This window comes from Aliiroseovarius sp. ABM4_368 (genome assembly GCF_056161205.1).
Map to the genome: position 1 here is coordinate 240,093 of NZ_JBSWYR010000001.1, position 13,784 is coordinate 253,876.

General features: G+C 57.1%; 10 protein-coding genes, 1 tRNA gene and 1 pseudogene. 10 read left to right on the plus strand and 2 right to left on the minus strand.

All coding sequences use genetic code 11. From position 1 onward, the window contains the following. Nucleotides 1–80 precede the first annotated feature (80 nt). The 7 genes and pseudogenes from ACXAH3_RS01255 (at nt 81) to ACXAH3_RS01285 (ending at nt 8,354) form a co-directional block, all read left to right on the plus strand. Nucleotides 81–740: an ABC transporter ATP-binding protein gene (locus ACXAH3_RS01255; RefSeq protein WP_474860249.1), complete on the plus strand. Its 660-nt coding sequence runs from the start codon at nt 81–83 to the stop codon at nt 738–740. Beyond that, on the plus strand, nt 718–2,451 hold the full coding sequence (locus ACXAH3_RS01260) for a KpsE/RkpR family capsule polysaccharide export protein (RefSeq protein WP_474860250.1): 1,734 nt from the start codon (nt 718–720) through the stop codon (nt 2,449–2,451). Before ACXAH3_RS01255 ends, ACXAH3_RS01260 begins: the two co-directional genes overlap by 23 nt. 1 nt (nt 2,452) lies before the next feature. Beyond that, entirely contained in the window at nt 2,453–3,295 is an 843-nt protein-coding gene (kdsA, locus tag ACXAH3_RS01265) for a 3-deoxy-8-phosphooctulonate synthase (protein ID WP_474860251.1), read from the plus strand. Between the two features lie 2 nt (nt 3,296–3,297). After that, nucleotides 3,298–4,737: a phosphomannomutase/phosphoglucomutase gene (locus ACXAH3_RS01270; RefSeq protein WP_474860252.1), complete on the plus strand. Its 1,440-nt coding sequence runs from the start codon at nt 3,298–3,300 to the stop codon at nt 4,735–4,737. A 139-nt stretch (nt 4,738–4,876) separates the two neighbouring features. Continuing rightward, nucleotides 4,877–4,951: transfer RNA gene (locus tag ACXAH3_RS01275), tRNA-Gln, on the plus strand. A 93-nt stretch (nt 4,952–5,044) separates the two neighbouring features. Further along, nucleotides 5,045–5,206 (plus strand): annotated as a pseudogene (locus ACXAH3_RS01280) (IS3 family transposase); the annotation flags it as partial. A gap of 358 nt (nt 5,207–5,564) precedes the next feature. Continuing rightward, nucleotides 5,565–8,354, plus strand: coding sequence for a bifunctional aconitate hydratase 2/2-methylisocitrate dehydratase (locus ACXAH3_RS01285; RefSeq protein WP_474860253.1), 2,790 nt, complete (start codon nt 5,565–5,567; stop codon nt 8,352–8,354). 69 nt (nt 8,355–8,423) lie between these two features. Here ACXAH3_RS01285 and ACXAH3_RS01290 read toward each other — a convergent pair whose 3' ends face one another. Further along, nucleotides 8,424–9,491 (minus strand): formylglycine-generating enzyme family protein, encoded by a 1,068-nt coding sequence (locus tag ACXAH3_RS01290; protein WP_474860255.1) that lies wholly within the window; start codon nt 9,489–9,491, stop codon nt 8,424–8,426. 320 nt (nt 9,492–9,811) lie between these two features. Continuing rightward, nucleotides 9,812–11,188 (minus strand): glutamine synthetase family protein, encoded by a 1,377-nt coding sequence (locus ACXAH3_RS01295; RefSeq protein ID WP_474860256.1) that lies wholly within the window; start codon nt 11,186–11,188, stop codon nt 9,812–9,814. Nucleotides 11,189–11,383: 195 nt separating this feature from the next. Between ACXAH3_RS01295 and ACXAH3_RS01300 the strand changes: the two genes are divergently transcribed. From ACXAH3_RS01300 to ACXAH3_RS01310, 3 genes are read left to right on the plus strand one after another with little or no spacing between them, the layout of a single operon-like run. Then, nucleotides 11,384–12,187: an ABC transporter substrate-binding protein gene (locus ACXAH3_RS01300; protein ID WP_474860257.1), complete on the plus strand. Its 804-nt coding sequence runs from the start codon at nt 11,384–11,386 to the stop codon at nt 12,185–12,187. A 16-nt stretch (nt 12,188–12,203) separates the two neighbouring features. Continuing rightward, on the plus strand, nt 12,204–13,043 hold the full coding sequence (locus ACXAH3_RS01305) for an amino acid ABC transporter permease (protein WP_474860258.1): 840 nt from the start codon (nt 12,204–12,206) through the stop codon (nt 13,041–13,043). A 4-nt stretch (nt 13,044–13,047) separates the two neighbouring features. Continuing rightward, the gene (locus tag ACXAH3_RS01310) at nt 13,048–13,770 is read left to right on the plus strand and encodes an amino acid ABC transporter ATP-binding protein (RefSeq protein ID WP_474860259.1); all 723 of its coding nucleotides are present in this window, start codon (nt 13,048–13,050) and stop codon (nt 13,768–13,770) included. The last annotated feature ends 14 nt before the right edge of the window (nt 13,771–13,784 follow it).

Here is a 13,784-nt window from a genome sequence, read left to right on the forward strand (position 1 = left end):
AGCCGAATTAGCCGTCTATAGCGCAAAGTTAAGAAAGTTTGCCTAGAACAGAAGATGGCAACCTGAAGTGAAGGGCGCGGATGCTCGAATTTAGAAATGTCAGCAAGTCCTTTTGGACCGGAAAACAGCGCAAGGTCATATTGGACCGGGCGTCGTTCCGGGTTGAGCTTGGCAATTCGCTTGGCATTCTGGCACCGAACGGAACAGGTAAGACCACGGTGATCAACATGATGGCCGGGATTGAAAAACCTGATGAGGGCGAGATCGTGCGCGGTTGTCGTATCTCGTTTCCATTGGGGTTCATGGGTGGTGTGGTGAACAAGTTGTCGGCCCGCGACAATGCCCGCCATATCGCGCGTCTTTATGGGCTGGACCCGGATTACCTTGAAGCCTTTACCCGATGGATGTGCAATCTAGAAGAGTACTATGATTTCCCGGTGGCGACCTACAGTGCGGGGATGCGGGGAAGGTTCACCTTTTCGCTGCTTTTGGCGATGGATTTTGATATCTATCTGATCGACGAAGGTATGCCCACAACCACAGATGCCGAGTTTAATCGAAGGGCCGGTGCGGTATTGCAAGATCGCCTGAAAGACGCCACGGTGGTTGTGGTGTCTCATCAGGCTAAAACGTTGGAAAAATTGTGCAACTCGGCCGCCGTCCTGACCAACGGCCAGTTTTACCAGTTCGAGACTTTGGAAGAGGCTAAGCAGCTCTATGACTACCAAACCCAAGGCTAATCGTTACCGAATTCCCCGCGGCTCGGGTTCTGCTGCTCCGTCCGAGCATTCCGAGGCGCATGAGGCATCGCAGGATAATCCTGCTGGATCAGCTGATCCGACCGAACAGGCAGTGGCCAGCATTATTGAAGGTCAGTCCGATCAGGGCGCTGATCAGAAGGCAGGCGCGCGGGCAGACACCGCAAACCCACTGGAACAGATGGCTGCTGATGGGCCAGAGGACGGCCTGCCTCCGATGGGAGGCAAGGCAAGGGTTGAAGTTCAGCGCAACGCGCAACTGTCCGAAGCCGATCTGGCTGCCGAGATCGACAAAGTCCGCAAGGAAGGGCTGACAGGCCGGCAGTTGCGTATGGCGCGTCGCGTTGCGCATAAACACGGCGTGCATGCAGATGATGATCACGAGGCTGTCTTTCGGCTGAGGCAAGCAGGAATTGATCCTTTCAAACGCGCCAATATGCTTGAGCTGGTTGAGGGTGAAGGTGGGGGCAATCACCAAGCCACCAATCTGCCTCAGACCGCTACGCAGCCGGGCGTTCCTGCGCCGGGGGTGCTCGACGCGGCACAACGTGCCCGCTCGGTTATCGATATCCAGCAGGACATCGCCCGCCGCCGCCGCCGCAACCTGCGGATGCTGCTTTTGCGGCTGGTCTTTTTCGTGGTGCTGCCGACCATCGTGGCAGGTTACTACTATTTCAACGTCGCAACCCCGATGTATGCGACGAAATCCGAGTTTGTCATCCAGCAGGCCGATGGGACCAGCGGTGGCGGTGCGGCTGGGCTGTTTGCTGGGACGGGCCTTGCATCGAGCCAGGACAGCATCGGCGTGCAGGGCTATCTAAGCTCGCGCGAGGCGATGTTGCGGTTGGACAGCGACGTTGGTTTCAAGGATCATTTCAGTGATCCCGCGATTGACGTGGTGCAGCGGCTTGACCCAGATGCCAGCAACGAAGCGGCCTATAAAACCTATCGCAAGCGGGTGAAAATCGGGTTCGACCCGACCGAAGGCATCATCAAGATGGAGGTGATCGCAGCCTCGCCCGAGGTCAGCGAACAATACTCGAAATCACTGATCGAATATGCCGAAGAACGGGTGGATAACCTGACCCAACGCAAGCGCGAAGATCAGATGCAAGGCGCTTTGGATAGCTATGAAGAGGCCGAGCTTGAAATGCTGGCCGCGCAAGACCGGGTGTTGCAATTGCAAGAGGATATGGGCGTGTTTGACGCGACTTCGGATGCGTCGTCGCTTATGTCTCAGATCACCACATACGAGCTGCAATTGCAGGACAATCGCCTGCGGCTTGAGCAGCTGTTGGACAACACAAGCCCGAACCAAGCGCGTGTCGATGGTGTTCGGGGTGACATTGCCCGGCTTGAAGCATTGATCGCTGAATTGCGCGGAAAGCTGACGGATACGGCTGGTGAAAACGGGTCTCTGGCATCGATCAGCGGTCAGTTGCGGATTGCACAGATCAACCTCGAAACGCGGACGCTGTTGATGCAGCAAGCCCTGCAACAGCTTGAAGTCGCGCGGATCGAGGCCAACAAGCAGACCCGATATCTGTCGACCAATGTCAGCCCTGTCGCGCCGGACCGCCCGACATATCCCCGAGCGTTTGAAAACACGCTGCTGGCCTTCCTGATCTTCTCGGGCATTTATCTGATGTTGTCTCTGACCGCGTCGATCCTGCGCGAACAGATCTCGTCCTGATATGGGCGAGGTTGCGATAGGCTCGGTTCGGTTTGGCAACCACCTACCTTTGTCGGTGATTGCTGGGCCGTGCCAGTTGGAAACCCGCGACCACGCCTTGTTTTTGGCCGAACGGCTGAAGCAAGCATGTGAAGATGCGGGGTTGGGTTTGGTCTTCAAGGCGTCCTTTGACAAAGCGAACCGGACCTCGACCAAAGGCAAGCGTGGGCCGGGGTTGGATGCGGGGGTGGAAATGCTCGCAGCGGTGAAAGCGGAAACCGGCGTTCCGGTTGTCACCGATGTGCATCTTCCCGAACAATGCGCCCCGGTGGCCGAGGTCGCCGATGCACTGCAAATCCCAGCTTTCTTGTGCCGCCAGACTGATCTTCTGATCGCAGCTGCGGCAACCGACAAGCCGGTGAACGTCAAGAAGGGGCAGTTTCTGGCCCCGTGGGATATGCGCCACGTGGCGGACAAACTGAGCTCAGCCGGGAACGACCAGATTCTGCTGACAGAGCGTGGCACCAGCTTTGGCTATAATACGCTTGTCACCGACATGCGGGCGCTGCCGCAGATGGCAGCTTTCGGCTATCCGGTGATCATGGATGCCACCCACGCCGTGCAGATGCCGGGCGGGCAGGGTGCGTCCTCGGGTGGGCAGCGCGCTTTTGCACCCGTGCTGGCGCGGGCGGCTGTGGCTGTTGGCGTTGCGGGTGTGTTTATCGAAACCCATCAGGATCCCGACAACGCACCCTCGGACGGTCCCAACATGATCCCCATCGAACAGATACCCGCCCTTCTTGCAGATTTGGCCGCGTTTGACGCCTTGGCCAAGGCGCGCCCCGCGGGGCATGGGGTGAGCTGACTATGCGCATCTGCCCTTCTGGTTTCCGCGAATATGATGTGCGTTGGCGATATCCAGAGCAGATTGATCTTGAGGGCATGAGCGCGCTGGGCTTGGCCCTGGGAACGCAACTTCTGCGCCGCGACATTGGTCGGCAGATCGTAGTCGGACATGATTATCGAAGCTATGCGCCCGACGTTAAGGACGCACTGGTCGCTGGGCTGGTCGCCTCGGGAGCGCATGTGCTGGATATTGGGTTGTGCCTGTCACCCACCGCCTATTTCGCCCAGTTCCATCTTGATGCGCCGGCCGTCGCCATGGTGACCGCCAGCCACAATCCGAACGGCTGGACAGGCGTGAAAATGGGGTTCGATCGCCCTTGCACTCACGGCCCAGATGACATCCGCGAGTTTCAAGGCATCCTAGCCCAAGGTGGCCAACGAGGTGCGGGGGGGCACCACGAACTGGTGTCCGGCGTGCAAGAGGCCTATCTGCAAGACCTCGGTCAAGGTGGCCGGCTGCCACGTCCTTTGCGCGCTGTTGTGGCGACTGGGAACGGCACCGCTGGGCAGTTCGCGCCCGATCTATTGCGGCGTCTTGGGGTGGAGGTCGAAGAGCTTCACTGTGATCTTGATCACAGCTTCCCCAACTACAACCCCAACCCAGAAGCGCTTGAAATGCAGCGCGACATGGCGCGTGCGGTTCAAAAGACCGGCGCCGATCTGGCGTTCGGGTTCGACGGGGACGGCGATCGCTGCGGCGTTGTTGATGGGCAGGGCAGGGCGGTGTCCGCTGACAAGTTGGGGCTTATTCTGGCCCGCGCTATGGTTGGTAACCACCCCGACGCGCGCTTCGTGGTCGACGTGAAATCCACCGCGCTTTTTGCCACCGATCCTGTGCTGAAAGCCGGGGGCGCGCAGGTGGAGTATTGGAAAACCGGCCACAGCCACATGAAACGCCGCTTGCGCGACACCGGTGCCTTGGCCGCATTCGAGAAATCCGGCCATCACTTTTTGGCCCCTCCGATCGGGCGTGGCTATGATTGCGGGTTGCGTGTTGCAGTCGAGCTGTGCCGCGCATTGACCCAGCCGGGCGCGCGTCCCTTGGCGGATGAAGTTGCCGCGCTAGGGCAAAGCTGGGTTTCGCCCACGATGTCGCCCCATTGTAAGGACGCGGTGAAGTACAAGGTGGTGGATCGGCTGACCGCGTTGCTTTTCGCGATGAAAGACACGGGGCAAGAACTGGCGGGGCGCAAGATCACGGACATCCTGACTGTCAATGGCGCGCGGGTTCATCTTGCAGATGGAAGCTGGGCTTTGGTGCGCGCGTCGTCCAACACGCCGAATCTGGTGGTGGTCTGTGAAAGCCTGACCAGTCAGGAAGGTTTGAAGCATCTATTTGACGAATTTGACCGGGTTTTACGCATCGCACCCGAGATCGGCTCATATGACCAAAGCCTTTAGTTTAAGGCCGTTATTGCACGCCTGCCGCCACCCTTTGCACAACCGGCGCCACCGAGCCTTAACAGGGTAAATTTCCTGCAAGAAGCGAGATTTTGGACTTGCACCCCGTTTCCGCTTTGGCTAGTTAAGCGCCCACGGTTGGGGTGTAGCCAAGTGGTAAGGCAACTGTTTTTGGTACAGTGTACCGTAGGTTCGAATCCTACCACCCCAGCCAAGTTCTTCCACACATTCATCTGCTGAGTAACTGCCGCACTATTGTCGCGTGTTTCAGGGCGGGTTGGATGCAGGGATTTCATCAGAGACGTAGATCAGGCGACGAACCTATCCGACCTGCGACGGCGCGCGGCGAGACGTGTTCGAAAACATCGATCTGTTCTACAACCCAAGGCGCAAGCACACGAACAATGGCATGCTGTCGTTCGTTGACTTCGAGACCAGACAGTACGAACTGAACCAGGCAGGGCCTTAGGAAATTAGGCGCACCTCAATCAGTTGGCAGAACGTATAGCCACAATAGCTCGTGTTGCTTGCGGTGCAGATGATCTCGACCTCATTCAAGCAGTGCAACAGCGCTAGGTCTGTGAAATCCGGCAATGCCTGGGCGGTGTATGCCTTGGTATTGATGGAGGCGAGGAACGCAGCAGCATTGGAACCGAGCGGATTTGCATATAGAAACAGCAAAATACGGCTAACTGTCGTTGTGAACATATTGCAGCGCGCGATACATTTTGGTATACAGCGGCATACATTGCGCTTTATCTGGTGCCGAGAGATTCTCTTGGGCCGGATTTCGGCGCTGCATCCAACTCGAATTCGTAGGGAACGTCATGAGCTTGTACACCGACTACCTAAATGAGATTGAAACCCGCAAAGGCCAGGGTCTGCACCCCAAGCCGATCGATGACGGCGCGCTTGTGGGCGAGCTGATCGAACAGATCAAAGACACTGGGAATGAGTACCGCGAAGCGTCGCTGGACTTCTTTATTTACAACACGCTGCCGGGCACAACCAGCGCTGCTGGCGTCAAGGCCGCCTTCCTGAAAGAGATCATTCTGGGCGTGACCGCCGTTGAAGAGATCTCGCCAGATTTCGCGTTCGAACTGCTGTCGCACATGAAAGGTGGCCCGTCGGTCGAGGTACTGTTGGATCTGGCGCTGGGCCATGATCAGACGATCGCCGCTCAGGCCGCTGACGTGCTGAAGACTCAGGTCTTCCTCTATGACGCCGACACCGCGCGTCTGGCCGAAGCGCTGGAAGATGGCAATGCCATCGCCAAGGATATTCTGGAAAGCTATGCCAAGGCTGAATTCTTCACCAAGCTGCCCGATCTGGAAGAAGAAGTGCAGGTTGTGACCTTCATCGCTGGCGAAGGCGATATCTCGACCGACCTTCTGTCGCCGGGCGCCGAAGCGCACTCGCGTGCTGATCGCGAATTGCACGGCAAGTGCATGATCTCGGAAGCCGCTCAGAAAGAAATCGAAGCCCTGAAGCTGCAGCACCCGGACAAGCGCGTGATGCTGATCGCTGAAAAAGGCACGATGGGCGTTGGCTCAAGCCGTATGTCGGGCGTGAACAACGTGGCGCTGTGGACCGGTAAGCAAGCCAGCCCCTATGTGCCCTTCGTGAACTATGCGCCGGTTGTGGCAGGCACTAACGGCATCTCGCCGATCTTCCTGACCACCGTGGGCGTGACTGGCGGTATCGGTCTGGACCTGAAGAACTGGGTCAAGAAGGTCGACGCAGACGGCAACCCCGTTATGAACAATGACGGCAACCCGGTTCTGGAAGAGAAGTACTCGGTCGAGACCGGCACTGTTCTGAAGATCAACACCAAGACCCACAAGCTGCTGAGCGAAGATGGGGAAGAGCTGGTCGATGTGTCGTCGTCCTTCACACCTCAGAAGATGGAGTTCATGAAGGCCGGTGGGTCTTACGCCATCGTCTTCGGTAAGAAGCTGCAAACATTTGCGGCCGAAGCTCTGGGCATTGCAGCCCCGCAGGTCTTCGCACCGTCGAAAGAGGTCAGCCACGATGGTCAGGGCCTGACCGCGGTTGAAAAGATCTTTAACAAAAACGCCGTTGGCACCACGCCGGGCAAGATCCTGCACGCCGGTTCGGACGTGCGCGTAAAGGTCAATATCGTGGGCTCGCAGGACACCACTGGTCTGATGACCATGCAGGAACTGGAAGCCATGGCCGCGACCGTTGTGTCGCCCAGCGTTGACGGTGCGTACCAATCGGGCTGTCACACAGCATCTGTTTGGGACATAAAGGCGCGGGAAAACACCCCACGTCTGATGAAGTTCATGAACGACTTCGGTCTGGTTACGGGGCGTGACCCCAAAGGTGTTTACCACCCGATGACCGACGTGATCCACAAGGTGCTGAACGACATCACCGTGTCGGATTGGGACATCATCATTGGCGGCGACAGCCACACCCGCATGTCCAAGGGCGTCGCCTTCGGGGCGGACTCGGGTACGGTTGCGCTGGCGCTGGCCACGGGTGAGGCATCCATGCCGATCCCGGAATCGGTCAAGGTCACCTTCAAAGGTAAAATGGCCGACCACATGGACTTCCGTGACGTGGTACACGCCACGCAAGCCCAGATGCTGGCCCAGCATGGCGACAACGTCTTCCAAGGCCGCGTGATCGAGGTTCACATAGGTACGCTGCTGGCGGACCAAGCCTTTACCTTCACGGACTGGACCGCCGAAATGAAGGCGAAAGCTTCGGTTTGTATCTCGAATGACGAGACTTTGATCGGTTCGCTGGAACTGGCCAAGTCACGTATCCAGATCATGAAGGACAAAGGTATGGAGCATGAAAACGGCATGCTGCAAAGCCTGATCGACAAGGCAGACAAACGCATTGCCGAAATCAAGTCGGGCGAAAAGCCTGCCCTGACCCCGGATGATAACGCCAAATACTTCGCTGAAGTTGTGGTTGATCTGGACCAGATCGTCGAACCGATGATCGCCGACCCGGACGTGAACAACGCCGATGTGTCTAAGCGCTATACCCACGACACGATCCGCCCGATCTCGTACTACAAAGCTGAAAAGCACGTGGATCTGGGTTTTGTCGGCTCGTGCATGGTGCACAAGGGCGACATCAAGATCGTTGCTCAGATGCTGCGCAACCTGGAAGCCGCCAACGGCAAGGTCGAGTTCAAAGCCCCGCTGGTTGTGACTGCGCCGACCTACAACATCATTGATGAACTGAAGGAAGAAGGCGACTGGGACATCCTGCAGAAATACGCAGGGTTCGAGTTCGACGACAACGCGCCCAAGCAGACCGCCCGGACCGAGTACGAGAACATCCTGTACCTTGAACGTCCCGGCTGTAACCTCTGCATGGGCAACCAGGAAAAAGCTGCCAAGGGCGACACCGTTCTGGCGACCTCGACCCGCCTGTTCCAAGGCCGTGTTGTGGCTGACTTGCCGGAAAAGAAAGGTGAATCGCTTCTGGGCTCGACCCCGGTTGTTGTCCTGTCCGCCATCTTGGGCCGCACGCCCACGCTGGAGGAATATAAGGCTGCCGTCGAAGGCATCGATCTGACCAAATTCGCACCGCCGCTGCAAGTTCCGGCGACCTCGAAGTCAATGCACTTCTAAAGCGGGCGAAAGCGTGAAAAAGAAAGGGCGGGGGTTTCCCCGCCCTTTTTTGTTGGGGTTTTGAGATCACTATTTGATCGGAGCAAGGTCACGGACAACTCGAAATCCACGTGTATGCGACCAGTTGTGGCTGGATATACTAACGCGCCGCGCTAGCCTCGCCATTTCGACGTTAACCCTATACATGCCGCCTTTCAGGGCGCGCTTGCAATCTGGGCGTTTTGCGTCTGCATCCAGGTACTGACTGGAAGTCGCCAAGCCGCGATGCGGACCTTCGCCACAAGAGCTTGTAAACTCAGAGGCATTTCCAGACATATGCCTTAGCCCCCAATCATTTGCGGCATCTAGAGCGTCAACAGGCAACAGCTTCTTCGCGCTGCCAAGGTCGTCGTTCCAGACGTATTCGCCATTCACCAACTCGCGCCGATAGACGCCAAAATTGGCTTGTTCCAAAGTCAGCGTGTCACCCTGAGCATATCGTGTCGTTGTTCCAGCCCGCGCGGCGTATTCCCACTCTGCCTCGGTCGGAACGCGATAAACATCCGCCCCTACTTTTTCATTCAGCCAAGATGTGTAGTCATTCATCTCGTAATAGGTAATGCCGGTTCTTGGGGCGCGGGGATGGGTTGGATATGGTCCGTTTGGCAGGCGAAATCGGATACGCGCATCGGGGGTTGGAACGCAGCTGGAGCTTTGTTCGCACGAGGGAAACGCGGATCGCGGGACGTCGTGTTGCCGGTTTTCACACCAACCATCTTCGACGCAGGCAGCCCATTCCTCGCGCGTCACTTCGTTTCGGCCCATCGCAATTGGCCGATCAATCAGCACCGGATGGGGTGGAACTTCATGTAGGAATGGGTTTGCTGAGTATTGCGGGTCATCGTATCGAACAACGTTCCCGCTAGCATAGTATCGTCGCAAGCCTTCTTCGGGATCGTCTGGATCAATACCAATTCTGTTGAAAGCATCTCTCAGCTTGTTCTCATAATGTGCGGTGTCGACGTTACGATCACGATGAAAGCGTATTTGTGCGGCATTTGCTTCTTTTACGGTTGATCCCATTACAAACGAACCCATCGGTAGAACGACCATTTCCGGGCATTCGCCACACTCTTGGAACACATCAAGTGTGCTCACGGATTTACCGGTCGCAGTGGTATATGTGTCGTTTGCGGATGCGCCAGTTCCAAGTGTTGAAAGAAGAGCAATACTAAGTGATCTGGAAATAGTTAACTTCATGCTGCAAAGGTTCGTGAGCTGATTGATTTCAACTTTGGGTTATAGCCTTCTGATCAAGGCAGTGTCGACACGCGGTTTTTGCAATGCTTGGTGCCTGTCTATCCAAAGTCTGAATATGCTATGCGCTCAACTATGGGGGTACGGTTGGCATCCTAAGATTCCTACCAAAAAAGGGCGGGAAACCCCCGCCCTTTCACCATCCCTAAGACTCCGAAACCTCACGCATTCAACAACAAATGCTGCCGTTCCCACGGGGAAATCTCGCGTTGGTACTCCTCGTTCTCGGCCCATTTGATGTCGGAGTAAAGCTTGCAGAATTCTTCACCTAGGACCGAGCGCATCTCGTCTGCGCTATCGAACAATTCAAGGGCCGCGCGCAATGTGGCGGGCAGGGGGGTGTCGACCTCCCAGACTTCTTTCACTGCTTCTGCGCGGGGTTCGACCTTGTTGATCATGCCCAAATATCCGCACGCAAGCGATGCGGCGATGGCGATATAGGGGTTGGCGTCCATGCCGATTACGCGGTTTTCCAGACGGCGGGCGGCGGGGCTGGAATGGGGGACGCGCAGGCCCGTCGTACGGTTGTCGCTGGCCCATTCAAGGTTCGCAGGCGCCGATTGTCCATCTACCGTGATCCGCCGGAACGAGTTCACATAAGGTGCCAACAGCGGCACCACGTCCATCATGTATTTCTGTGACCCGCCGATGAACCACCGGAAAAGGTCTGAGGCAGAGCCATCTTTGTTTGAGAAAATGTTCTTGCCGCCGTCGATCTCGACAATCGACTGATGCACATGCATGGCGCTACCAGGTTCGTCGCGGATCGGCTTTGCCATGAAGGTGGCGAACACGCCGTTCTTCAGAGCAGCCTCGCGGATTGTGCGTTTGAACAGGAAGACCTGATCGGCCAGATTGATCGGGTCGCCGTGGTTCAGGTTGATCTCGATCTGTCCCGCGCCGCCTTCCTGAATGACCGTGTCGATCTCAAGCCCTTGTGCCTCGGCGAAGTCATAGATCGTATCGATCACAGGGCCATATTCGTCGACTGCCGACATGGAATAGACCTGACGGCTGGCCCCCTTACGGCCTGTGCGCCCGATGGGCGGCTCGATCGGTTCGTTCGGGTCGTGGTTCGGCTTGGTCAGATAAAATTCAAGCTCGGGTGCGATGACAGGTTTCCAGCCCTTCGCCGTGTACAGGTCCACAACGCGCCGCAAAAGCCCGCGTGGCGCAATCGCCAGCGGCGACCCGTCGCGATTGAACATGTCACAGATGACTTGCAGCGTAACATCTTCTGACCATGGCACAGCACAGGCGGTGGACATGTCGGCGCGTAGAACCACGTCGCGTTCGACCCACTGGTTTTCTATTTCCATATCCACATATTCGCCAGAAATCGTCTGATAAAACAGAGAGATAGGCAAAGCTAAATCCGTTGTGGGATCGAATTTTGCGGCCGGCATTGCCTTCCCGCGCGAGGTTCCGACGATGTCGGGGATGATGCACTCCACTTCTTCGATACGACCGCCATCAGCATAGGCGACAAAATCAGCGGACAGATCCTTGGCCCAATCCAAGGGGCGCTTTGGTGACATCAAAACCTCCTTCAGCGGCGGGTGTCATCCGTCGCCGGTTTTCGCAGTAAGAGTTCGTGTTGGATATTTGATCAAATTATAAAGAAGGTCAATGGTTGGCTTTATACGGGCGCTTTTCGCTCGTACCCGGAAGGGCTTCGCGCTAGGCTCCGATCAAATATCCAATCTGGGGAGATTTGAGACATGAAGTCACTAATGACCATTTTTTGCGCGTCGCTGGTGGGCAGCGCGGCATATGCAGGCGACCACTGCGCGGCGGGCAAGACGCTGACGGATGGCGTTCTGACCATCGCGACCGGCAACCCCGCCTATTACCCGTGGGTTATGGATGACGCGCCCGAAAGCAAGCAGGGTTTCGAGGCCGCCGTGGCCTATGCCGTCGCGGGTGAAATGGGTTTCACGGATGATGCTGTGACATGGGTGCGCACCTCGTTTGACGAAGCGATCCAACCCGGCGCGAAAAACTTCGACGTAAATCTACAGCAGTATTCGATCACGCCCGAGCGCGACGAAACGGTCGATTTCTCGCTTCCCTATTACAGCTCGGCGATGGCGGTTTTGACCACTGCTGGTGTGGCTGAAAAAGTAGGTGAGCCGACCATGGACGCGCTAAAAGGTCTGATCTGGGGCGCAGGCGCGTCGCATACTCAGGCGTCTGTTGTTGCATCGGTGATCTCGCCTGAGAAAGACGTGCTGCTGTATAATGACAATGCGGATGTAACCGCGGCTATTCAAGCCAATCAGATTGACGCGGCGCTGTTCGACCTGCCAACCGCTTTGTACCTGTCGGCCGTTGTGGTCGAAAATGGCGCGATTCTGGGTCAGTTCCCTGCAGAACGCTCGGAGAATGCGGATCAGTTCGGCATGTTGATGGCCGAAGGAAGCCCCTTGAAGCCCTGCGTAGACGAAGCGATCCAAGCACTGACCGACAGCGGCAAACTGGCCGAGATCGAGGCCGAGTGGCTGCAAGCCGCCACCGGCGTTCCCGTGATCCAGTAAGGCAGTTACGCTTAGAATGACAAAGGCAGACGACATCCCGGCCAAGCCGGGGCGGCGCGCGCAGTATGAAGCTGCGTTGCGCCGCCGTTCCATGTGGATTGCGGGGGGCTCTACCGCATTGGTTTTCTTAGCCATTCTGGTGCTGGTTCCGCTGGCGCCGGGATGGGAGGCCGTGAAGAAGAGTTTCTTCAACTGGGGCGTCTTTTCCAAGACTTTCCCGGGCCTTCTTGATGCCTTCCTTTTGGATATCGCGATCTTTGCATGGTGCGCGCCGCTGATTGCTGTTCTGGGCCTGTTCGTCGCCATCTGCCGCGATATCCAGAAACCTGCGCTTTACCCGCTGCGCCTGTTTGCGACCGTTTATACCGACGTCTTTCGTGGGCTGCCGGTTATTCTGGTTATTTATCTTGTGGGCTTCGGCGTCCCCGGTCTGGGCCTGCCGCGCCCATGGAATTCCCCCTATATCTGGGGCTCGCTGGCACTGATCTTGGTCTATGCTGCTTATGTGGCCGAGGTGATCCGCTCGGGCATTGGGTCGATCCATAAAAGCCAAAGCTCGGCGGCCTTGTCGCTGGGGCTGTCGAATGCCGATACGATGCGGTACGTGATCCTGCCTCAGGCGCTGCGCAACGTACTGCCTGCCAATATGAACCTTGTGGTTGCACTGCAAAAAGACGTGGCGCTTCTGTCCTTCGTTGGACCCGTCGAGATCTTCCGGCAGGCGGGCGTTTACAAGTCGCTCTATGCAAATTTCACTCCCTATGTGGGTGCGGCCCTCATCTTTCTGGCGATCACCATCCCGATGACACGGTTCGCTGATCACCTGATGAACAAACGCCGCAAGCAGGAGCAGTAAGCCTATGCTGTCGCTTCGAAATATCCAGAAAACCTTTGGCGAACACCACGTCTTGCGAGGGATCGACCTTGAAGTCGCGAAGGGAGAGATGGTGTGCCTGATTGGCGCGTCTGGCTCGGGTAAGTCAACGCTTCTGCGTGCGGTGAACCTGCTGGATCCTGTCGATGATGGCGAGATCTGGTTTGACGGTGTGGACATCGCCGAACCGGGGCTGGACCCCCAGCCTATCCGCCAGCGCATCGGGCTGGTTTTTCAGTCCTACAACCTGTTCCCGCATATGTCTGCCGCCGATAACGTGATGCTTGCCCCGCGTCGGGTGAAGGGCCTGTCGCGCGCCGCGCAACGGAGTCGCGTGGAAGGACTTTTTGAACGCTTCGGGCTGGCCCATCGTATCGACCACTACCCAGACCAATTGTCCGGTGGGCAGCAACAGCGCGTCGCCATCATCCGGGCGCTGGCCATGCAGCCCGACATTTTGCTGTTTGACGAGATCACTTCGGCTTTGGATCCTGAATTGGTGGCCGAGGTTTTGGACGTGCTGCGCAGCCTGCGCGAAGAAGGGATGACGATGATCCTTGCCACCCATGAAATGGGCTTTGCGCGGGAATTGGCGGATAAGGTCTGTTTTCTGGACAGCGGGCGCATCCTGGAAGAAGGCACTCCTGCCCAAATATTTGACGCGCCAGCCGAAGAGCGGACGCGTCAATTTTTGTCTCAGGTTCTGTAGGCCCAGTTGGGCAA